The sequence below is a fragment of the Saccharopolyspora sp. NPDC045839 genome, from assembly GCF_056431645.1.
This window is the reverse complement of the sequence record NZ_JBWKKH010000023.1, coordinates 44,418-65,776: the sequence shown is the minus strand read 5'-3', so window position 1 is coordinate 65,776 and position 21,359 is coordinate 44,418. Positions and strand designations below refer to the sequence as shown.

Annotated in this window: 16 protein-coding genes and 2 pseudogenes; 6 read left to right on the top strand and 12 right to left on the bottom strand. The window is 70.3% G+C overall.

Translation table 11 applies throughout. The features are described 5' to 3' along the window. Nucleotides 1–2: 2 nt before the first annotated feature. The gene (locus AC07EQ_RS27995; protein WP_478390851.1) at nucleotides 3–1,184 is read left to right on the top strand and encodes an acyl-CoA dehydrogenase family protein; all 1,182 of its coding nucleotides are present in this window, start codon (nucleotides 3–5) and stop codon (nucleotides 1,182–1,184) included. 261 nt (nucleotides 1,185–1,445) lie between these two features. Continuing rightward, nucleotides 1,446–2,786, top strand: a complete 1,341-nt coding sequence (locus tag AC07EQ_RS27990; RefSeq protein ID WP_478390850.1) for an MFS transporter — start codon at nucleotides 1,446–1,448, stop codon at nucleotides 2,784–2,786. 62 nt (nucleotides 2,787–2,848) lie between these two features. Here the strand turns inward: AC07EQ_RS27990 and AC07EQ_RS27985 are convergent, their stop codons facing one another. The 5 genes from AC07EQ_RS27985 to AC07EQ_RS27965 form a co-directional block, all read right to left on the bottom strand. Then, nucleotides 2,849–4,189: an amino acid permease gene (locus tag AC07EQ_RS27985; RefSeq protein WP_478390913.1), complete on the bottom strand. Its 1,341-nt coding sequence runs from the start codon at nucleotides 4,187–4,189 to the stop codon at nucleotides 2,849–2,851. 952 nt (nucleotides 4,190–5,141) lie between these two features. Further along, complete coding sequence (locus tag AC07EQ_RS27980) at nucleotides 5,142–6,458, bottom strand: SWIM zinc finger family protein (protein ID WP_478390849.1); 1,317 nt, start codon at nucleotides 6,456–6,458, stop codon at nucleotides 5,142–5,144. 1 nt (nucleotide 6,459) lies between these two features. After that, on the bottom strand, nucleotides 6,460–9,285 hold the full coding sequence (locus AC07EQ_RS27975; protein WP_478390912.1) for a DEAD/DEAH box helicase: 2,826 nt from the start codon (nucleotides 9,283–9,285) through the stop codon (nucleotides 6,460–6,462). Nucleotides 9,286–9,466: 181 nt separating this feature from the next. Then, complete coding sequence (locus AC07EQ_RS27970) at nucleotides 9,467–10,279, bottom strand: SGNH/GDSL hydrolase family protein (protein WP_478390848.1); 813 nt, start codon at nucleotides 10,277–10,279, stop codon at nucleotides 9,467–9,469. Beyond that, nucleotides 10,266–10,835 carry a PadR family transcriptional regulator gene (locus AC07EQ_RS27965; RefSeq protein ID WP_478390847.1) on the bottom strand — a complete coding sequence of 190 codons (570 nt, stop codon included), beginning with the start codon at nucleotides 10,833–10,835 and terminating at the stop codon, nucleotides 10,266–10,268. The genes AC07EQ_RS27970 and AC07EQ_RS27965 overlap by 14 nt, the downstream gene beginning before the upstream one ends. Nucleotides 10,836–10,919: 84 nt before the next feature. On the opposite strand from AC07EQ_RS27965, the gene AC07EQ_RS27960 reads away from it, so the two are divergent. Further along, a complete protein-coding gene (locus tag AC07EQ_RS27960) occupies nucleotides 10,920–11,345 on the top strand; it encodes a nuclear transport factor 2 family protein (RefSeq protein WP_478390846.1) in 426 nt (141 codons plus the stop codon). A gap of 313 nt (nucleotides 11,346–11,658) precedes the next feature. On the opposite strand, the pseudogene AC07EQ_RS27955 reads toward AC07EQ_RS27960, so the two are convergent. Next, nucleotides 11,659–11,970 (bottom strand): annotated as a pseudogene (locus AC07EQ_RS27955) (alcohol dehydrogenase catalytic domain-containing protein); the annotation flags it as partial. 95 nt (nucleotides 11,971–12,065) lie between these two features. Here AC07EQ_RS27955 and AC07EQ_RS27950 point away from each other — a divergent pair. Continuing rightward, nucleotides 12,066–12,230 (top strand): annotated as a pseudogene (locus AC07EQ_RS27950) (helix-turn-helix domain-containing protein); the annotation flags it as partial. 74 nt (nucleotides 12,231–12,304) lie between these two features. On the opposite strand, the gene AC07EQ_RS27945 reads toward AC07EQ_RS27950, so the two are convergent. The 4 genes from AC07EQ_RS27945 to AC07EQ_RS27930 all read right to left on the bottom strand — a co-directional run bounded on the left by AC07EQ_RS27945 (nucleotide 12,305) and on the right by AC07EQ_RS27930 (nucleotide 15,638). Then, complete coding sequence (locus tag AC07EQ_RS27945) at nucleotides 12,305–12,778, bottom strand: hypothetical protein (protein ID WP_478390845.1); 474 nt, start codon at nucleotides 12,776–12,778, stop codon at nucleotides 12,305–12,307. A gap of 81 nt (nucleotides 12,779–12,859) precedes the next feature. Next, nucleotides 12,860–13,126: a hypothetical protein gene (locus AC07EQ_RS27940; RefSeq protein WP_478390844.1), complete on the bottom strand. Its 267-nt coding sequence runs from the start codon at nucleotides 13,124–13,126 to the stop codon at nucleotides 12,860–12,862. 431 nt (nucleotides 13,127–13,557) lie between these two features. Beyond that, complete coding sequence (locus AC07EQ_RS27935) at nucleotides 13,558–14,580, bottom strand: LLM class flavin-dependent oxidoreductase (RefSeq protein WP_478390843.1); 1,023 nt, start codon at nucleotides 14,578–14,580, stop codon at nucleotides 13,558–13,560. Between the two features lie 251 nt (nucleotides 14,581–14,831). Beyond that, a complete protein-coding gene (locus AC07EQ_RS27930) occupies nucleotides 14,832–15,638 on the bottom strand; it encodes a MerR family transcriptional regulator (RefSeq protein ID WP_478390842.1) in 807 nt (268 codons plus the stop codon). Nucleotides 15,639–15,706: 68 nt separating this feature from the next. Between AC07EQ_RS27930 and AC07EQ_RS27925 the strand changes: the two genes are divergently transcribed. After that, on the top strand, nucleotides 15,707–15,907 hold the full coding sequence (locus tag AC07EQ_RS27925; protein ID WP_478390841.1) for a hypothetical protein: 201 nt from the start codon (nucleotides 15,707–15,709) through the stop codon (nucleotides 15,905–15,907). A gap of 68 nt (nucleotides 15,908–15,975) precedes the next feature. Here AC07EQ_RS27925 and rox read toward each other — a convergent pair whose 3' ends face one another. Both rox and AC07EQ_RS27915 read right to left on the bottom strand, forming a co-directional pair. Then, on the bottom strand, nucleotides 15,976–17,403 hold the full coding sequence (gene rox, locus AC07EQ_RS27920) for a rifampin monooxygenase (protein WP_478390840.1): 1,428 nt from the start codon (nucleotides 17,401–17,403) through the stop codon (nucleotides 15,976–15,978). A 408-nt stretch (nucleotides 17,404–17,811) separates the two neighbouring features. Further along, nucleotides 17,812–18,480 (bottom strand): esterase/lipase family protein, encoded by a 669-nt coding sequence (locus AC07EQ_RS27915; protein WP_478390839.1) that lies wholly within the window; start codon nucleotides 18,478–18,480, stop codon nucleotides 17,812–17,814. 135 nt (nucleotides 18,481–18,615) lie between these two features. Between AC07EQ_RS27915 and AC07EQ_RS27910 the strand changes: the two genes are divergently transcribed. Further along, complete coding sequence (locus tag AC07EQ_RS27910) at nucleotides 18,616–21,261, top strand: helix-turn-helix transcriptional regulator (protein WP_478390838.1); 2,646 nt, start codon at nucleotides 18,616–18,618, stop codon at nucleotides 21,259–21,261. Nucleotides 21,262–21,359 lie beyond the last annotated feature (98 nt).

Here is a 21,359-nt window from a genome sequence, read left to right as displayed (position 1 = left end):
CCATGCGCGAAAAGATCCGCGAGCTCGACTTCGAGCAGTACCTGACCGCGATCCGGGACTTCACCCGGACGACGCTGATACCGGCCGAGAGCCAGGTCGACGACACCGGCGTCATCCCGGCGGAAATCGTCCAGGAGATGAAGGATCTCGGCTTGTTCGCCATCACGATCCCGAAGGAGTACGGCGGTCTGGGGTTCTCCATGCGGGAGCAGGTCCGGCTCACCTTCGAGTTCACGCAGACCGTAGGCGCGTTCCGCTCGCGCTTCTCCACCACGATCGGGCTCGCCTCCCAAATGCTGCTGGACCACGGCAGCGAGGAGCAGAAGCTGCGGTACCTGCCCGCGATGGCGGCGGGCGACTGCACCGGCGCCGCCGCGGTGACCGAACCCGAGGCGGGCTCGGACGCCGGTGCCGTGCGCACGACCGCCGTCCGCAGGGGCGACCGCTACGTGCTCAACGGGCAGAAGCGCTTCATCACCAACGCCTCGATCGCGGACGTGATGCTCGTCCTCGCCCGGACCGACCCGGCGATCGACGGCGCGCGAGGCACTTCGATGTTCCTGGTGCCTGCCGGGGCACCAGGCGTGCGGGTCCGGCCCGCCCCCGTCGGCGAGATGCTGTCCTGGCGGGGGTCACCGACCTGCGAGATCTGGTTCGACGACGTCGAGGTGCCGGCGGACGCACTGCTCGGCGACGCCGAGGGCGCCGGGCTGGCGGCCGCGCTGCGCGGGTTCAACCACGCCCGCACCCACATCGCGGCGACCGGAGTCGGCCAGGCCACGCGCTGCCTGGACGAGGCGCTGGCCCACGCCACCCGTCGCCAGCAGTTCGGCCGGCCGCTGGCCGAGTTCGGCCAGGTCCAGGCGCTGCTCACCGAGATGTACACCGACGTGCGAGCAGGGCGCGCGCTGGTCCTCGAGGCAGCCGGTCAGTTCGACGAGGGTCCTATCCCGGTCACGGATCTGGCCGCCGCGAAGTACTTCTGCAGCGAGATGGCGAGCCGGGTCGCCGACCGGGCCCTGCAGGTTCTCGGCGGCGAGGGGATCGTCGGCGGCCACATCGTGAGCCGCCTGTTCCGCGACGTCCGGATCCTCCGGATCGGAGAGGGCGCCAGCCAGGTGCTCACCAACCAGATCACCCGACGGCTGGTATCCGATCGGCACCTCCCGAGCGGCCCGCGGTGACGAACGCGGCCTGAACCCGTTCCGCGGCGGGCATCGGCGAACCACCCCTCCGTTGCTGCCGATCACCCGCGGTGGATCGGCGCGAGCGGATGGCCGACGTCGCGGAGCGATGAAGCCGGGTCCACGGTCGCGGCGACTCCTGACGCCGACGTCGATGTATCGGCGCTCCCTATCGCTCGCTCAGCCTGCCGCGCGTCGTTCGGAACCCGGGCCGGCACGAAGCTCGTGCGACCCGCCACACCCGCTCAAGGAGGAGATCCCGTGACCCCAGGACGTCTGCCGCCGCCGACCGGACTCGCCGGGCTCGCGGATGAGAAAAGTCCGTCGAGGCGAAGAGCGTGGACAGTTGTGGTGCTGTGCATGCTGTTCATGGTCATCAACTTCGCCGACAAGTCCGTGATGGGGTTCGTCGGAGCGGACCTGCGGCGGGAGCTCGGGATCACCGCCGAGCAGTTCGGGCTGCTGCAAAGCGCCTTCTTCTGGCTCTTCGCCGCAGGGGCGATCTCGATCGGCGCGCTGGCGAACCGCGTCCCGCCCACCAAGATCATCAGCTGGTTGATGGTCGCCTGGGCCCTCACGCTGATCCCCCTGACCACGACGTCGGACTTCGCCACCATCCTCGGTTCCCGGCTGCTCCTCGGCTTCGCCGAGGGGCCGGCCTTCGGGCTCGCCCTCGCGATCGCCCACTCCTGGGTGCCGGCACGCCAGCGCGCACTCGCCTCCGGCGTGGTCAACGCCGGGTCGTCGCTGGGTCCGCTCATCGCCGCGCCGACGCTGACCTGGGTGATCGTCGAGCACGGCTGGCACGCGGCCTTCATCGTGCTGATCCCGGTGGCCCTGCTGTGGCTCGTCGCGTGGCGCTTCCTCGGCGGGATGGGCGCGCACGAGGTCGAGGCGGCCGCAGAGCCCGCGCGAACCGAGCTCCCCGGGCGGGTGCCCTGGCTGCGGCTGCTGACCCAACCCACCGTGCCGGCCATCGCCGTGCTGACCCTGCTGGCCTACTGCGTCGTGGCCCTGAAGGTGTCCTGGCTCCCGCTCTACCTGTCGGAAGGCCTCGGCTACGCGCCGAAGGACGCCGGGTTCCTCGTCACCCTCCCCTACGCGGTGTCGATCGGCGCGAACTTCTTCTTCGGCTGGGTCTCTTCGCGGCTGAGTGCGCGGGGAGTGCGGAGCCGCTTCGCCCGCGGGCTCTTCGGGGCCGCTCTCATCGCCGCCAACGGCGTGTCGATGGTGCTGTTCTCCCTGCTCGGCTCCGGCATCGGGCAGATGGTGTTCGTCGCCCTCGGGTTCTCGCTCTACTCGGTGGCCGTGAGCATCTCGTTCGCAACCCTTTCCGACGTCGTGCCACCGAAACAGCGTGGTGCCGTCTACAACGCGGTCGTCGCCTTCTACAGCCTGGGCGGTGTGCTCGCGCCGTTGTTGATGGGCTGGATCGTCGGTGCCGCCGGGGAACCCCGGCTCGGGTACTCGCAGGGCTTCCTCTGGATGGGTGCCGCGATGTGCTTGGGCGCGGTCCTGCTGGCCCCGTGGATCAGGCCAGAACGCGACGCGGCGCGCCTCAGGAGGCTGGCAGAGCGCGACGCGGCTTCAACCCGGTCGTAGGCCCCGTCCTCCGAACCGCAGGAGCGGGAGCGGTCCGCGACCGCTCCCGCTCCTGCCGCTCCTCAGACCTTCTCGCCGAGCGCCTTGGTGGTGTCCACGCGCTTGCGGACGGCGAACCAGCCGATCACCAGCACCACGACCAGCACCGGCACGCACAGCAGCGTCAGCCGCCCGGCCGGGACGTCGAACCACATCAGCACCACCACCGACGCCAGGAACGCCAAGGTCACGATCTGCGTGACCGGCGAGCCCGGCAGCCGGTAGGACGGCCGCTCCACCTCGCCCGACTTCGCCTTGCGCACGAACAGCAGGTGGCACAGCACGATCATGGACCAGGTGGTGATGATGGCGACCGCTGCGAAGTTCAGCACGATCTCGAACGCGTCACCGGGCACCACGATGTTGAGGCCGACGCCGAGCACGCACACCGCGCCGGTGAGCAGGATGCCGCCGTAGGGCACCTGGCTGCGGTTCATCAGGCCGGTGAACTTCGGCGCCGATCCGGCCGCCGACATCGACCGCAGGATCCGGCCGGTGGAGTACAGCCCGGAGTTCAGGCTGGACATCGCGGCCGTGAGCACCACGAGGTTCATCACGTCGCCGGCCCACGGGACGCCGATGCTGGAAAGCACCGTGACGAACGGGCTTTCGCCCTTCTGGTAGGCGCTGAAGGGCAGCAGCAGCGACAGCAGCACGACCGAACCGACGTAGAAGATGCCGATCCGCCACATGATCGAGTTGATCGCCTTGGGCATGATCTTCGCGGGGTTCTCCGTCTCGCCCGCCGCGACGCCGACCAGCTCGACGGCCGAGTAGGCGAACACGATGCCCTGCACCACGAGTACCAGCGGGATCAGGCCGTTGGGCAGGATCCCGCCGTGATCGGCGATCAGGCTGAAGCCCGGCTGGTGCCCCGCGATCGGGTCGCCCAGCACCAGCAGCACGATCGCGACGCCCATGAACAGCACCAGCGCGCCGACCTTGATGATGGCGAACCAGAACTCCATCTCGCCGAAGACCTTCACCGACACCAGGTTCAGCGTCAGCACCACCGCCAGCGCGATCAGCGCCAGCACCCACTGCGGCACCGGGCTGAACAGCGACCAGTAGTGCGCGTACAGGGCGATCGCGGTGATGTCGGCGATGCCGGTGGTCGCCCAGTTCACGAAGTACATCCAGCCGGCGACGTAAGCGCCCTTCTCGCCCATGAACTCACGCGCGTAGGACACGAACGCGCCCGAGGAAGGCCGGTACAGGATCAGCTCGCCCAGCGCCCGCACCACGAAGAACGCGAACACACCGCACACGGCGTAGGCGATCGCCAGCGCGGGCCCGGCCGTCGCCAGCCGCCCTCCCGCGCCCATGAAAAGGCCGGTGCCGATGGCGCCGCCGATCGCGATCATGCTGATGTGCCTGGGCTTGAGGGCCTTGCTGTACCCCTCGTCACCGGCGTCGACGGGCGCCTGAGCACTGCGCTCGCCGTCGCCTTGCAGGATTTGCGTCACTGATCCTCGTCTCCGATTTGAGGACTCCGCCGGAACGCAGCGGGTTGCCCGCCAAGCGAGCGGTTCCCGGCAGAGCCCACGAGCCAGCTGTTCGGCGCATTCCACCAGCCGTGCAGACCCAAGTCGAGTCCACGAAACCTTCACTTCCCAAAAGGGCAACCTGCGGAGCGCCCGCGACCGACGCCCGACGCGGTGGTAGTGTTCGGGACTTTTCGCACCGGACCGTTTCCGGCGATTCCGTCCGCATGGACGACGTGCCGCGAGGGCACGACGACGAGCCTCCGCGCGCACCCGGACCTGCGTCTTCATGGCGCGTGGCCGAATCACGGACTTCCCTGCGGCCGAACGGCTTTCGGACGCGAATCCGGCCACTGCGGCCGGCCGCGAGACAACGTTTCAGACACGGTCGAGCACCGAAACGTGAATAACCAGACAGAATTCCGCCGCCGCCCGAGATATCGAGCGGATCCAGGGTTGCCCGCAAGACCCCTGAAAAGGGACATCAACAGGCATCGAAAACCTCACGAACAGCCGATCCAGCGCCCCGGACGGCCGTCTCCCCACCACCATGCCACCACTGTGGATTTGGTGCAGACCATTCGGCCGAGAACCACTGAGGTTCTTCCAACCTCGTATTGGGTGGCGGTGCGGGTGCCGTAGGTGGGCTACGCGCCTACGGCGCATGCGACACCCCAGCGACGTGCAGCTTTACGACCCGCGGCTGCGGACCCACCAGGATGAAAGACCCTCACTGCGATCGATCGCACGATTCCCAGCTCCGCACCTCAACAGTCCACTGTGGCCAATTGGAAGTCGCGCGGCACACAGCGGTGCTCGACAACGCGCCTGATCAGATCCCGCCCCGGCCGCCGTCCAGCAGTTCCGCAAGCGCTTCGACGACGTCCTGGACGGGCGGACCGGCGAGGATCCACCCCTTCCCGTCGGCGCTGAAGGGATTCCAAAGACCATCCTGGCCGAGGCGCAGCTGCACCCCGTGATCCCCGAGCGTCCACCTGTTGCGCCACACGCGCACCTCTGGCGGTTCGCCGAGGCCGATGTCCCGCCACGCGTCGTCGATCTCGACCCGGGCACGGGCCGATGCTTCGCGAGGCGGCATCCACGCGTCCTCCAGCGCTGCCAGACCGCTCTTTCCGGCCAGTTTCCAGGCGTGCACGGCGCGGGTGAAGTCCACCGGCCGGGCAGCGGCGCGGCCCGCTCGTCCGGGCAGGTCGTCCCGGTCGGCCCGGGCGGCGAGCCGCACCGCGTCGGTCCACTGATCCGGCTCGTCCACGGGCGCACCCGCCAGCAGCGAACGCGCCCGGTCCGCCGCATCCGCGGCGAGCACGGCGATCGCGGCCGCAGCGACCGGAGACTCGTCGACGTCCGCCAGCGAAGAAGCCAGGTCCAGCGGAGCCGCCGACACCGGCCCCGGCGGGTCGGGCAAGGCCGACGGTTCGGCCGACCACGCCTCCGCCGCAGGCGTTCCCGCCGCCGAGGCAGCAGCGCTCGCGTCCACGGCGCGGCGGGCGTTGCGCCGGTACAACTCCTCGGTCAGCTCGTCCTCGCCCCGGCCTCGCACCAGCAGCAGGACGAACGGATCCCGGTCGAGCAGCCAGGAAACCTGGTAGGCCAATGCGGCCGCGTGCCGGCACGGGCTGTCCCAACCGGGACAACCGCACTCGGGATCGAGATCGCCGTAGCCCGGCAGCAGGCGCACATCCGCGTCGTCGGCCGCGCGGACCAGTTCGCGGGGCATGTCGCGGTCGAGCAGCGCGGCGATGTGCCCGGCATTGCCGGCGACCCTGTCCAGGAACCGGTCCCAGCCGGCGCCGGACAGCTCGCGGAACCGGATCACCGTGGTGTGCGGGCGGTAGTGGTCGCCGTCGTGGACCGGGGCGGAGATCCGGCCGGGGCCGGCGGTGATCGCGCCCACCTGGCCGGCGAACGCGTACCTGCGGCCCTTCTTGAGCTGCTCCGGGTCGAGCGCGGTGTCCTCCATCGCCTCGATCCAGGCGTTGCCCCACCAGGTGTCGGCGAACTTCTTGCCGTACCGCTTCCCTGGCGGGAACGCGGGAAAGGTGATCGCACGCCGGTGCGGATCGACCTCGTCGGCCGCGTCCTCCTCGTCCTCGTCGTCGAAGCCGAGCAGGAAGTCGTAACCGGACACGTCAGGTGCTCCTCAACTCGACCAGCCGCCGCAGCTCGGCGTCGGAAAGCTCGCTGAGCGCGGCTTCGCCGCCGCCGAGGACGGCGTCGGCCAGCTCCTTCTTGCCCGCCAGCAGGACGGCGATGCGTTCCTCCAGCGTTCCCCCGGCTACCAGGCGGTGCACCTGGACCGGCTTGGTCTGGCCGATCCGGTACGCGCGGTCGGTGGCCTGCTCCTCGACCGCGGGGTTCCACCAGCGGTCGTAGTGCACGACGTGGTCGGCGCGGGTGAGGTTGAGACCGGTGCCGGCCGCCTTGAGCGACAACAGGAAGACCGGCACCTCACCCGCCTGGAACCGGCGCACCATCTCGTCGCGGCGAGTCACCGGGGTGCCACCGTGCAACAGCTGGGCGGGCACGCCGCGGTCGGCCAAGTGCTTCTCCAGCAGCCTGGCCATCTGCACGTACTGGGTGAACACGAGCACCGCGCCGCCCTCGGCGAGGATGGTGCCGATCAGTTCGTCCAGCAGCTGCAGCTTCTCCGACCGAGCGGCCGAGGGGCCGGTGCTCTCCTTCAGGTAGTGCGCCGGGTGGTTGCACACCTGCTTGAGCCCGACCAGCAGCTTGAGCACCAAGCCCCGGCGGGCGATCTCGGTCCTGCTGTCCCGGATCTCGGCCATCACCTCCCGCACCACGCGCTCGTAGAGCGCGACCTGCTCCGGCGTGAGCGCGACGACGTGGTCGGTCTCGGTCTTCGGCGGCAGTTCGGGGGCGATTCCCGGGTCGGACTTGCGGCGCCGCAAGAGGAACGGCCGCACGAGCCGGGAAAGCCGTTGCGCGGTCGGGTTGTCCCGCTCCTCCTCGACCGAACGCGCCCACCTTGCCCGGAAATCCCCGATCCGGCCGAGCAGACCGGGCGTGGTCCAGTCGAGGATCGTCCACAGCTCGGCGAGGGTGTTCTCCACCGGTGTACCGGTCATCGCGACCCGCGCGGACGCGGGGATCTCGCGCAACGCCTTGGCGGTACCGCTCAACCGGTTCTTGACGTGCTGCGCCTCGTCCGCGACCAGCATCCCCCACCGGTGCCCGGCGAGGGCCGCCGCGTCGGCGCGCATGGTGCCGTAGGTGGTGAGCACGAAGCCGCCGTCGAGCCCGGCCAGCGACCGCGAGGATCCGTGGAACCGGCGCACAGGTGTGCCCGGGGCGAACTTCTCGATCTCCCGCTCCCAGTTGCCCAGCAACGACGCGGGACAGACGACGAGTGTCGCGCCCGCCGTCGCCGGATCCGCCGCCCGGCGCAGGTGCAGCGCGATCAGCATGATCGTCTTGCCCAGACCCATGTCGTCGGCGAGGCAGCCGCCGAACCCCAGCGCGGTCATCCGGTGCAGCCACCGCAGACCCCGCTGCTGGTAGTCGCGCAGCGTGGCGTGCAGCGCCTCGGGTTGGCCGAGCGGTTCGGGACCGCCGTCGGGATCTGCCACCTGCTCCACCAGCGTCCCCAGCCAGCCGGACGCAACGGCTTCGACGCGGTCGCCTTCGTTGCTCCGCAATTTCCATTGAAATTGAAGGTCCAATTTCAATGGAAATTGCGGTGGACGCAGCTCCGCGCTGCCGATCAACGCGATGCCGAGACCTTCGTACGCGCGCACCGGCGGCAGGGCCCGTTCGCGCGCCTTGCGCGCCAGCTCCGGCTCCACCAGCAGCCATCGCTCGCGCATCCGCACCACCGGCCCGCTTTTGGCCACGACGTCCATCTCGACGTTCGCGAGCGGCTCACCGGCGAGCGTGAGCTCCCAGCTCAGCGGCAGCGGCGAGGACTCGCGCAGGAAGGCGGCGACGTCCCGGGGCTGCTCGCCCGGCGCCGACACGACGACCCGGGCGTTGAGCTCCCGGGACAGCTCCGGCGGCCACTCGATGTCGATCCCGGCCGCCGCCAACCGCGCCTCGGCCCCGCCGAGCAGGTCTTCCACGTCCTCGTCGACCAGTTCCAGCTCGACCGGCTCGGCTTCGGCGAGCAGGCTCTCCAGCGGCGACCAGATCCGGGCGGCGCGGCGCAGCGCGAGCATGGCCTCGAACGTCGCGCGCTCGCCGAACCCGTGGCCCTCCCCCGCCCACAGCGCCTCGGCGTCCACGACCTGGGTGGGATCGGCGAGGTTCCGAAGCCGGACCACTGCTGTGAACGGGCTCGTGCCGAACTCGCCGCGGACTTCGAGGCGCAACGCGACCCGGAGCCCGGCATCCACGCCCACGGCGACCCGCCGCGCCCACTCGCGGAGGTCCTCGTCGGCGGCCGTGCGTTCGTCGGCGGCATAGCGCGGATCGCCCGTGAGCCACACCGCGCCGGGCGTGCGCGGCATCGTGTCGGCGACCGCGTCGAGGAACCCGCGCAACAGCCGCTCCGGATCCGGCAGCACGAGCGGTTCGGCGGCCGGATCCAGCGGCATCGCTCGCGCGCTCGCCGGCATCGCGGCGGCCAGCGCGCGGAGCCGTTCGACGTCGGCGACGTCGAACGGCCCGATCCGCCAGGCATCGACCCCATCCGGCGAGACGCCGGGCAGCACGCGGCCACGGGCGACCAGGTGCAATGCCAGCACGGCCGCGGCGGAGTGGAAGGCCGCCGATGGATGCGCCTCCCGCTCGTCGCGCATCGCCGCGAGCAACGGCAAGGCTTGCGCCACTGCTATCCGACGGGCGGGCACTCTACGAGCGACGACCGCGCCGCCCTCGACCAGGGTGACCACCGGTTCCGCGGGCTCCCCCGAAGTCAGGTCGGCCGGGAGCGGACCACCGCCCGGGTCGTGGACGACGAACGCGCCCGCCCGCGGCGGATCCGCCGGATCGAACACCATCGCGCACCGCCCCAGCCGCACCCGCGTCTCCCCTCGCACCCAGCTTCTCAGTACACGCCCGGAGGCCCGCGGACACCGGTGTTCTCCAGTTTCAATTGAAACTGGAGAACACCGGTGTCCCAATTCTCAGTACAGAGTACCGTATGACGTACGCTCAGTGCCGATCAGCGGGGTGCACCGCTCAGGATTCGATGTTCACCGGATCACCGACGGACACCGGACCGAGCCTCGGGCGCTTCGCCTCGCGGCCGTCGCCGGACGAACGGCCGAGCATGCGGCGCACGAGCCACGGCCCGACGAAGCCCGCCACCCAGCGGAGCTCCGCCTCGGCTACCCGCCACGCCGGCAATTCCTGTTGCGCCGGAAGGGATTCGCTCCACGCATCGTCGCCGCCCGGAAGTTCCAGGGCGTGGGCGACGGCGGCTGCCAGTCGCGCGTGGCCGAGGGCGTTGAGGTGCAGCCGATCACCGCTCCACAGCCGGGGATCGGACGTCACGGCGTGGGCCGAAAGGTCCGCGACCACCGCCCCGTGGCGTTGCGCGGCCGCCCGGATCCGGTCGTTGAAGTCCCCGGTCCGCGCGGTGAGCAGCCGCCCGGCCCGCAAGCGCTGCCCGGGGTCGGGATAGGTGAAGGTGACGACGGTAGCCCCGGTGGCCGCGAGAGCGCTGAGCATGCGCTCGATGTGGCCGCACACGACCGCGGCATCGAAGCGCGGGCGGATCAGGTCGTTCACCCCGGCCATGACGGTGACCAGATCCGGGGCCTGCGCGAGCGCCGGCGACAACTGCTCCGCGCGCACCTCGTGGGCCAGTCGCCCGCGCACCGCCAGGTTCGCGTACAGCAGGTCCGGGTTCACGGCGGCGAGCTGTTCGGCCAGGCGGTCCGCCCAGCCGCGGTATCCCCGCGCGTCATCGCCGTCGTTGAGCCCTTCGGTCTGACTGTCGCCGAGCGCCACGAACCGGGCGTAGCGCGGAGTGCGGTCATCCCTGGACATCGGCACCCGCCCTGGCCCGCAGCACCGAGGCGGTCGCGTTGCACCAGTCGCGGTTCTCGCTCTCGAACCGCCGCCCCCGCAAGCACGTCAGGTAGGGACCGATCTTCGCAGCACTGGCAAGGAATTCCGCTTCGTCGAGCTCGCCTCGCATCTTGCGCAGGAGCTTGTCGAAGAGCTCGATCTTCGCCTCGGCGATCGCCGCGCGCTCCTCGAGCTGGCCGATCAGCTCGGCCGCATCGACCGAATCGGCCGCCGCGACCTTGACCAGGAGATCGTCGCGGATGAACGACGGCTTGGACGGGGCGGCGGCGAACCGCTGAAGCTCGGCCAGGCCCGCGTCGGTGACCGCGAAAAGCCGCTTGTTCGGCCGAGTCTCCTGCACGATCTCGCGGCCGGAGACCAGCCCGTCCTGCTCCAGCTTCGCCAACTCCGAGTAGAGCTGCTGCGGCAGCGCGTGCCAGAAGTTGGCCATCCCCACGTCGAACGACTTCGCCAGCTGGTAACCGCTGAACTCGCCGTCCAGCAATGCCGCCAGCACCGCATGCCGCAAGGCCATCGCACATCACTCCCTAGCCGAGACCGCCCCACGCCAACTATAGTCAATTTTAGGACTAATCACATCCTTGTCCAAGGAGCCCGCGTGGATACCATCGACCGCTTCCGCACCGCAGTGGAAGAGCGCGACGTCAACGCGCTGGAGGCGCTGTTCGCGCCCGAGCCGAGGTTCTTCAGCCCGATCAAGTTCGGCCCGTTCGAAGGGCGGGCCATGGTCCTGGGCGTCTTCGGCGTCCTCATCCGGCGCGTCTTCGACGAGTTCCGCTACGTCGGCGAGCTGCAGGGCACGGCGGAGACCGCGGCGGGCGCGGCGGCGGACTCCCACGTGCTGATCTTCCGCTCGATGGTGAACGGCAAGCAGATCCACGGAATCGATCTGATCCAACTGGACGAGAACGGCCTGATCGAAGAGTTCACGGTCATGGTCCGCCCCCTGAGCGCGGTAAAGACCCTGGGCGAAGCGGTACACGCAGCCCTCATCGCAGAAGGCCTGCTCCCCAACGGGAGCTGACGCATCCGGCTCACGAGCCGACCGCCCCGACAGACCCCTGGACCGGAGCGAACCGATCAAAGGCTTCCGGAACGGACTACGCGAGCAGACCGAGATACTGTCCTATGTGGAGTTCGCTCGAACAAGCGCATCCCCGCTGGGGTTGACGGCTTGGAACGCACACCGAACGCGAAACGCGTCTGCCCTCGTCGTGTTCTCGCTCGAGCGCGATCTAGCGGGTGGCTGAGCCATCCGCCAGGCCGCAGCGTGCGCTATCTCCCCCAGGCATGAGCACGATTCTGCCGAACACTTCGCCAACGTCCATTTTCCGCTGGGCTGGGGCGATCGCTTGCTCGGCGTAGCCGCCGCCCACGCCGGCGAAGGCCCACACGCGCTGACCGACCCATGATGTGTCGACACCATCGCCGACCGCGGCCACGGTGCCCGCTATCTCACCACCGAGGATGTGACCGTCCTCGAAGCCGTAGGCGCCGAGTGCGCCGCTTCGGATCACGGCGTCGACGCCGCCGACGCCGATCGCCTCGGTGGTGATCAGCACCTGACCGTCGGCGGGACTCGGGGTGGGGAGGTCGATGACTGCGAGACCCTCGGGACTTCCGAACGCCTGCACCGCAACTGCTTTCACTGTCGTCTCCGCGCACTGGGATCGATCGGGACTCGCCAGCGGACAGTAACGGACACTGCCGTCCGTTTGGCCAAAGTGAGAGCGTGCCCGATCGTTTGCCTCACATCCTGCGCTCCGATGCCCGGGACAACCGCGAACGCATCCTCGACGCGACTCGTGCGGTGTTCGCCGCCGAAGGCCTGAACGTGCCGATGCGGGAGATCGCCCGGCGCGCCGGGGTAGGCCCCGCCACCCTGTACCGCCATTTCCCCACCAAGGAGAGCAGGAAACCCGCCGGCCACCTGCCGGGGAAGTGATCCCACGTGCAGGTGGCCGGCGGGGTGACCAGGGTGCTTCAGCCGGTGACCGCGTGGTGCCCCTCGACGGCGACCGGAGTCGGCGCGACCGGCAGGTCTTCCGCCCCGCCCTGCGACCCGGCCGACGGAGTCGTACCCGACGGCGGCTGCACCACCGGCGGCTGACCTGCGGGCGGCTGGCCCACCGGTGGCTGCTCCGCCGGCGGCTGACCTGCCGGCGGTTCATCCGCCGGTGGCCCGGCCGCGGGCGGCTCGTCCGCACCGGGGCGATCCACGATGGGCGCGTTCGTGCACTCGGAGTTCTGCGGGGAGCCGATGGGCACCACCGCACCGAGAATTCCGACGTTGTTGCCGCACAGCTGGACCGGCAGCACGCTCAGGTTGTTGTCGTTGCCGATGTTGATGCCGTCGTTGTCGGCGCTGTCGGCCGACGCAGGCGTTCCGCCGACGAGCAGGCCGGCACTGGCGGCGAGAACCACGGCCCTGAAGGCCATCTTGCGCACAGATCGCATTGTTTTCCCCTCTTTCCTCTTTCCATGCGGAAATTCCCATCTGCGGCCGGGTCACCACAGGTGGACCTACGTGCCCAGCGGCTACGTCGCCGGCCAGGACAACGCGAGGCCGGGCGGAACGACTCCCCGGGCCGCCGAACCTGGCGCGGAATCGGTTGGCGTGGTGGGGAATTCGGCGGAGGCCGTGACCTCGACCCCCGCGCCCAGGACCGTCACGTGGACGGGGCGCTCGGCCGACGCGGTGCCCGCACAGGCGATGAGCGGCGGGGACTCCATGCCCGGCGCGACGGCGATCAGCGGCCGCACCGCGCGTGCGGTGCCGCTAACGACGATGCGACGAAGGCTCATGATCGGCTCCTTGCCACACTGGCGTACCGCTCGCAGCGGGCTCCGGCGAACCGCAGCCGGAAAGCGCCGGTGCGAACACCTGATCAGGATCAAGCGCCCGTGGAAGCTACCCCGCGTTTCCAGCGGTCGCCACGCAAGCGGAACAGCGCGTCCGGCGACCGGCCATTCATCGCCTGACCAGCAGAAATCAATGTGTGTCGCACTCAAATTCGGGACAGAAGTCCAGTTTTTGATCACCCGTTAGAGCGGCTCAGTTACCTCTCTTGGGCGACAATCACCGCATTCAAAATCCGGCAGGAAGGCGCGCCTGGCCGTGCGGACCGCTGTTCGCCGACGTCCTCGACCGGCCCCGTCGAGAGGGGACGTGCGGGGCCGGAGGACGGCTTCGGCAGCGGGATTCGCGGCCGAAGCCGTCACCTGGCAGGTGGCGGTCAGCGCCAGCCGAGGGCGGGCGCGACGTGGGTGAGGATGCTGTCCAGCACGTGGCTGTTGTAGTCCACCCCGAGCTGGTTGGGCACGGTCAGCAGCAGCGTGTCGGCCTCCGCGATCGCCTCGTCCTCGGCCAGCTGCTGCACCAGCACGTCGGGCTCGGCGGCGTAGGTGCGGCCGAAGATGGACCGCGTGTTCTCCTCGATGTAGCCGACGTGGTCCGCGCCGCCGCTGTCGCGGCCGAAGTACGCGCGGTCCAGGTCGTTGGTGAGCGCGAAGATGCTGCGCGACACCGACACGCGCGGTTCGCGCTGCCACCCGGCGCCGGCCCACGCCTTGCGGAACGCCCGGATCTGCTCGGCCTGCTGCACGTGGAACGGCGCCCCGCCCTCGTCGTCCTTGAGGGTCGAGCTCATCAGGTTCATGCCGAGCTCGGCCGCCCACACCGCGGTGCCGTTGGAGGCGGCGCCCCACCAGATCCGCTCCCGCAGCCCCTCGGAGTGCGGCTCGATGCGCAGCGGCCCGGGCGGGTTGGCGAACATCGGGCGCGGGTTCGGCTCGGCGAACCCCTTGCCTTCCAGCACCTTCAGCAGCACCTCGGTGTGGCTGCGGGCCATGTCGGCTTCGGTCTCGCCCTCGTTCGGCCGGTAGCCGAAGTACCGCCACCCGTCGATCACCTGCTCCGGCGAGCCGCGGCTGATGCCGAGCTGGAGCCTGCCGCCGGAGATCAGGTCCGCCGCCCCGGCATCCTCCGCCATGTACATCGGGTTCTCGTACCGCATGTCGATCACGCCGGTGCCGATCTCGATGCGCGAGGTCTTGGCTCCGATCGCGGCCAGCAGCGGGAATGGCGAGCCCTGCTGCCGGGCGAAGTGGTGCACCCGGAAGAAAGCACCGTCGGCGCCGAGCTCCTCGGCCGCCACGGCGAGGTCGATGGCCTGCAGCAACGAGTCCGAGGCGGTCCTGGTCTGCGAATGCGGAGTGTCGGACCAATGCCCGAACGACAGGAATCCGATGCGCTTCATGACACCTGCAACACCCCGACCCACGGGCTGATTCCGCAACTACCGAACGACGCCGCCACCGCAACCGGCAAGGGAACGCGCGACATCGTCAAGGCCCGAGAACGCCCGCATTCAGGGTTCGTCTCAACATGCTGCGCGGGCACTCGTGAGACGTGGCCGTCCGAGAGGCAGGGCGGCGATTTCGCGCGAAATCGCCAACCGGTGTCAGGCGCCGGGCACGTTCGGATGGGCCGCCCATGCTGAACGAGCTCTTAGCTCGCGGAGCGGTGCAGGGCGTCGAGTAGCCAGGTGTGGGCGACGCCGACCGGCGCGGGTTCGCCCGTGATCTCGCCGGCGAGGTGCCAGTAGCGGCGCAGCCGCGGATGCCGGTCGGCAGCGGTGCGCTGGTTCAGCGCACGGCGGAACTCCGGGGTGTCGCGGGCACCGCGCGCTGTGGCGTGGGCCGCGACGAACCGGTCGAGCGCGGGGCCCGGCTGTGGCCGAACCCCTTCCGCCACCTGGGGGAACGCCAGCTCGCAGGCCGCGGCGACGGCGGCGTGGAGCGCGCCGAGGTCGGCGATCCGGTCGTGATCGACGAGCGTGCTGGCCCGCAGCTGGGTGGCGAGCACGCGGTCGGCGGCGAGCATCGTCAGCTCGGCGTACGCGACGACCTGCGCCGGGCTCGGCAGTTCCGGCGGGCGCGGCGCGCTGATGTCGAGGAACATGCCGACCGCGTCCGGCGGGATCGGCCCGGTGATCATCGGGCGCCAGAGGCGGACGAGGGCATCGTGCGCGGAAAACCCGTCCTGCACCTCGGAAAGCAGTTCGAGCCGCGCGGCACGGTCGGCGGATGGCGCCTCCTCGACCGCGCGGAGCGCCGAGCGCCGCCAGGCCTGCGTCGCCACCTCGCGGTCGAGCGCGGCCCGCTCGGCGGCCACGGCATCGACGAGGGAACGTCGGCCGGTGAGGACGTCGTCGATCGACCGCAGTCCCAACCCGAGCCCGCGCAGCCTCCGGACCAGGTTCAGCCGGTCGACAGCTGCCGCGTCGAACCGGCGGTGCCCACCGACGCTGCGCACCGGTCAAACCGGCGTTCGCCGAACTGCGCGGCACCGGCCAGACCCTCCTGCTCCGCCCCGACACCGGCTTGGGCTGGCTGATCACCCGAACCTCCGACGGCGTTCGGTGGACGCGTGCCACGGACACCGCGGACACCGCGGACACGACGCTGGCCGGTCCGGCGAAGGACCTGCTGCTGGTGCTCACCCGACGACTGCCGATCGACCAGGTCACGATCACCGGGGACCGCAACCTGGCCGATCACTGGCTGGCACACACGGCGGCTTGACATCGGCGTGCCACCATCGTCCACAAGAGACGCCGACCCGTGCGGGGTCAGGACGTCGAGCCGCGAGGTCAGCCGACTGCGGCGCCGAACCAGCGCGGCAGTCGGCTGAGCAGATCCTGCTGATCGTCACCGACCCAGGCCACGTGGCCGTCCGGTCGCAGCAGCACGGCGGGCACGTCCAGGTCCGCGCTGACGTCGACGACGTGGTCGACCCGGTCCGCCCAGCCCGCCACCGAGAGCAAGCCGGTCTGGTCGAGCAGCAGGCCACGGCCACCGCGCATCAGCTCGTAGAGGCGCCCCTGCTTCAACGTCACATCCCGCAGCCGCCGGCCGAGCAGGTCATGCCCGTCGCCGAAGTCGTAGCGGATGTCGATCGCGGTCATCTTCTCGATCAGGTACCGGTTCACCTCCTCGAAGTCCATCAGTTCCGACACCAGCCGGCGCACCGCCTGCGGGCCGGGCTCGGTGGACAGCAGCTCCATCTGGGCGCGCGTGTTGTCCAGCACGGCAGCGGCCACCGGGTGCCGTTCTGCCTGGTAGCTGTCCAGCAGTCCCTCCGGTGCCCAGCCGGCGAGCTCGGCGGCCAGTTTCCAGCCGAGGTTGAACGCGTCCTGGACGCCGAGGTTCAGCCCCTGCCCGCCCATCGGCGGGTGGACGTGCGCCGCATCGCCGGCCAGCAGCACCCGGCCGACCCGGTATCGCTCGGCCAGCCGGGTGGCGTTGCCGAAGCGGGACAGCCAGCGCGGCGAGTGCACACCGAAGTCGGTTCCGGCGAACACCCGCAGCTGCCGCCTGATCTCCTCGAGAGTAGGCGGAACCGTGCGATCCTCGGCCACCTCCGCGGCGGGCACGACGACGCGGTACAAGCCGTCGTCGACGGGCCCGGCGCCGACCAGCCGATTGGTCTTGCGGATCTCGGCCACCACTTCGGCCACCGTCTCCGGCGGCGCGGTCACCTCCAGCTCACCCAGCAGCATGTCGGTCGTGGAGGGCTCGCCGGGGAAGGCGACGCCGAGCAACTTGCGCACTGTGCTGCGGCCACCGTCACAGCCGACGAGGTACCGCGCATGCAACTGCGTGCCGTCGGCCAGCTCGGCGGTCACCCCGCGGTCGTCCTGGCTCAGCCCGGCCAGTTCGCAGCCGCGCCGGATCTCGGCGCCGACCTCCATGGCGTGCTCGGCCAGCAGTCGATCGGTGATGGTCTGCGGGATGCCGAGGACGTACGAATGCGCGGTGTCCAGCCTTTCCGGCGACGGCTTGGCGATACCGGCGAAGAAGCCGTGGAGCGGATACTCCTGGCCGTGCGCGAGAAACCGCTCCAGCAGGCCGCGCTGGTCCATGATCTCGATGCTGCGCACGTGCATACCGAGCCCGCGGACGTACTTGGCCGGCTCCGCCTCCTTCTCCAGCACGAGCACGTGCGCACCGTGCAGCCGCAGCTCACCGGCCAGCATCGAGCCGGTCGGCCCGCCACCGGCAATGATCACGTCGAACATGAATCCCCGATTCAGCAAAGGTCGCGTTCGGCCAGCTGCCCCGCATAAATCCGGCGGCGCACTCCCGCGAGCACAATTCCGCAGGTTCTGGCTTCGGCGGGAAATTCTGCGGCACCACCTGGGTCTTGCCGCAAGCCCCCGGGTGCGCTATATGTTGAAGTGGGAGGGAAGCACATTCCCCACTTCTGCGTCCGATGTGGACAAAAAGATCACCTTGAAGTTCCGGGCTCAAGATCGACGGCGTCAGCTGCACCGCCGCGCAGGCCGGCAGCGAGGGCTGGACGATCGTCTTCTGAGCTCCTGCGGGCGACTTCCGCCGATTTGCGCCGAAATTGACAGTCACTGCCGCAACGGAGATCGAACGACGCCCCGAGCGGCGCTGGGGTCCCCAGCGCCGCTCCCCCGCGATCAGTCGGCCGCGAGAGTCTTGACGACCTCCTGCAGGATCGCGGTGTCCTCCAGGATGCCGAGATGCGTTTCGCCCTGGACCTCGGTGTTGCGCGCACCTTCGACGGCGGTGCTGGTGTGGGGGATGATGATGCCGTCGGTGGGCGAGTACCAGGTGCTGTACTGGATGTCGCCAGGCGTCTCGTCACCGGAGTTCAGCCGCTTGAGGAACTCCGAGCCGGGCGCCATCTCCTGGCAGGAGCTGAACGCCAGGCAGCCGTACGCCCACGAGGTGCCGTGGTTGGCGCCCGCGATCGACACCCAGTGCTCGACCGACTCCTGTCCGCCCAACTCCTTGATGTACCAGCGGCTCACCATGCCACCCATGGAGTGGTTGACGATGTCGACCTTCTCCGCGCCGGTCCTGGCGCGCACCTGCTCGACGAACTCGCCGAGCTGCGCCGCGCTCTTCTCGTTGGACTGGTGGTAGTCGAAGTTGAACTGGAAGAGTTCCTGATCCGTGTAGCCGGACTCGCGGAGCACCTTCTCCGGCGTGCCCCAGTTCCACGCGCCACCCAGGTATCCGTGCACGAAGACGACCGGGGTCTTCGCCTCCGCGTGGGCGATACCCGCCGAACCTGCCGCAGCGAGCGTCAAACCGGCGATGAGAGCGCCGAGTGTCCTTCGCATTGAGCCTCCTTGCTCGAACTCGGGGACCTCGGCAGTCTCGCGTCGGCAACGCCGCCGCCACATCGGCGAAATCGCCGGTTTCGGGGTCACGCAGGTCTCTTGTCCTGTTCGCGATCTGCCGTACACACTGTTGCGATGCCGCCGAGGATCATCGCCGCTCGCGATCAGATCGTGTTGCGCGGCCGGGATCGCGAACGGGAAGCACTGCACGCACTCGTCGAACGCGCCGGGGACGGCGCCGGTGGCGCGCTTGTGATCTCCGCCGGGACGGGTCTGGGAAAGACCGCCCTGCTCGACGTGGCGCGGGCCGGGGCGACCGGTTTCCGGATGTTGGGCGTTCGCGGGGTCAGGGCCGAGTCCGGGATGCCCTCGGCCGGGCTCCAACGCATGCTTCCCCAGGTCGAGCCCGATCTGACGCATCGGACCCTGATCGAGGAGTCCCACCGCTGTCCGGTGCTCTGCTGCATCGACGACGCACACCACCTGGACCTGAGCACGCTGCGTGCGCTCGCGTTCACCGCGCGCCGGGCCGAGGCGGAGCGGATCCTGATGCTCTTCACCGTCCGCCGAGACGTGGAAGCACTCTCCGACCTGCCTTCGATGTCCCTGAGCGAACTCGGAGTCACCGACAGCGTTCGGATCCTCCAGGACCGGATCCCGTACGGGGTCCCCCACCGCCTCGGTGCCGAACTGGCCGCGCTGGCCTGCGGCAATCCGCTCGCGCTGACCGAGCTCGCGGCGGACCTGACCCCGCAGCAGCTCGGTGGCGCGGCACCGCCGCCCGCCGCCCTCCCCGCGCGCAGCAGGTTGCGCGCGGACATGCGTGCCCGGCTGCACGAGCTCTCCAGCGGCGCGCAACTGCTCGTCCTGCTCGCGGTGGTCGACGAACGGCTCGACCTGGAAACACTGCTGCGCACAGGTGACCGCGTCGAGCTGCGCGCGCTCGACGAGGCCACGGCGTCGGGACTGGTGGTCGTCGACGGCGACGCCGTCCGCCTGCCCGACGAGCTGACCCGGTCGTGCCTGCGCGCCGAGACCTCGCCGGCGCGGCGGCAGGCAGCGCACCGGATGCTGGTGGAGGTGCTCGACCCGCAACTCCACCGGGCTCGGTGGCTCTGGCACCAGGCCGTGGTGACGGCGCGGCCCGGGCTGGCCGACGCCCTCGACGACGCGGCGGACGAGGTCGGCCGGTCGGGGGACCACGCGTTCTCGACGCTCATCCACCAGCGCGCCGCCGACCTCACCGCGCTCCCGGAGACCAGGGCCCTCCGGCTGATCAAGGCCGGACGGGACTCGTGGCTGGCGGGCGGGCGGGAGCGGGCCCGGACGCTGCTGCGGCAGGCCCGTCCGCTGGCGGCGCCCGGCGGGCCGCGCGGCACCGCCGACCTGCTGCGGGGCGGGATCGAACTGGCCGAGGGCAACCCCGCCATCGCGAACGGGATGCTGATGACCGCCGCCGACGAGCTGATCGGCAGCAACCACGACTTCGCGGTCTCGGCGCTGAAGCTCGCCGGTGCCGCCGCCTTCAACGCCGGCGACTTCTCCCGCTACCACCTCGCGGCACTGCGCGCCGAGGGCCTGCGGCACGACGACCACCCGCCGGCGATCCGGCTCCAGCTCGACCACCTCGCAGGCATGGACGCCACCTTCCGCGCAGATCACCGGCAGGCGGTCCCGCTGCTGCGGCAGGTCGTCCGGCTCGCCGAGACCACTGACGACTGCGGATCGGCCCTGTGGGCGAGCCAGGCCTGCTTCGTCCTCGGCGACGCGGCGCGGGCGCACGACCTCGCCACCCGGGCGCTGACCACCTCGCTGGACGGGCCGGTGCCGCTGCTCGGCCCCTGGGCGTCGGTCTACCGGTCGCTGTCCGCGCTGATGCTCGACCAGTACGCAGCCGCCGAGGCGGGCTCGCTCGAAGGACTCCGGACCGCGCGCGCGATCGGCCTGCACAGCTCCGCGATCAGCCACCTCGGCATCCTGACGCTCGTGTCCGCGCTGCAGGGCGACCGGGAGACCGCGCGGCTGCGCCTGGCCACCATTGCCGACGAGGTCACCGCGCACGGCCTGGACCGCCCCTGCGTGCTGACCTCGTGGGCGTTCGCCTGCGCCGATCTCGCCCACGGCCGTCCGACCGACGCCCTCGACCGGTTCCGGCTCACCACGGCGAGCGCGGATCCGGCGATCCGCGTCATCGCCGCGCCGCACTACGTCGAGGCGGCGGCGCACTGCGGGCAGCGGGAGAACGCCGGCCGGGCGCTGCGGATCTTCGACGACTGGGCGCACACCACCGGCAGCGTGGCGCGGATCGCCCTGTCCCACCGCTGCCACGCGCTGCTCGCGCAACGCGGCGCGGACGCCGACGAGCACTTCCGCGCGGCGATCCAGCTGCACGACCGGGCCGCCGCGCCGATCGAGCTCGCCAAGACCGAACTGCTCTACGCCCGCTGGCTGCGCCGCGAACGCAAACCCCGCGCAGCCAGGCAGCTGCTGGGTGAAGCGCTGGCGACCTTCCAGGAGTTCCAGCTGCCGCACTGGATCGAGCGCACGCGGTCAGAACTGCGCGCGGCCGACGGTCCGAGCAGCGGCGGCGTCCGCGGCTCCGTCGAGGAGCTCAGTCCCAGGGAGACCGAGATCGCCGAGCTGGTCGCGGAGGGCGCCACGAACAAGGAGATCGCCGCACGGCTGTTCATCAGCCAGCGAACGGTCGATCACCACCTGCGCAACACCTTCACCAAGCTCGGCGTCCGGTCCCGCGTCCAACTGAGCAGATTCTTCCTCTGAGGTGCCGGTGCGGACGGCCACCTCCCCCTCGCTGCGCCACCACGGCGGGGAAACCGGCGTCAGGGCGCGGTGATCTCGTCGATGACGTCAGCCGCCAC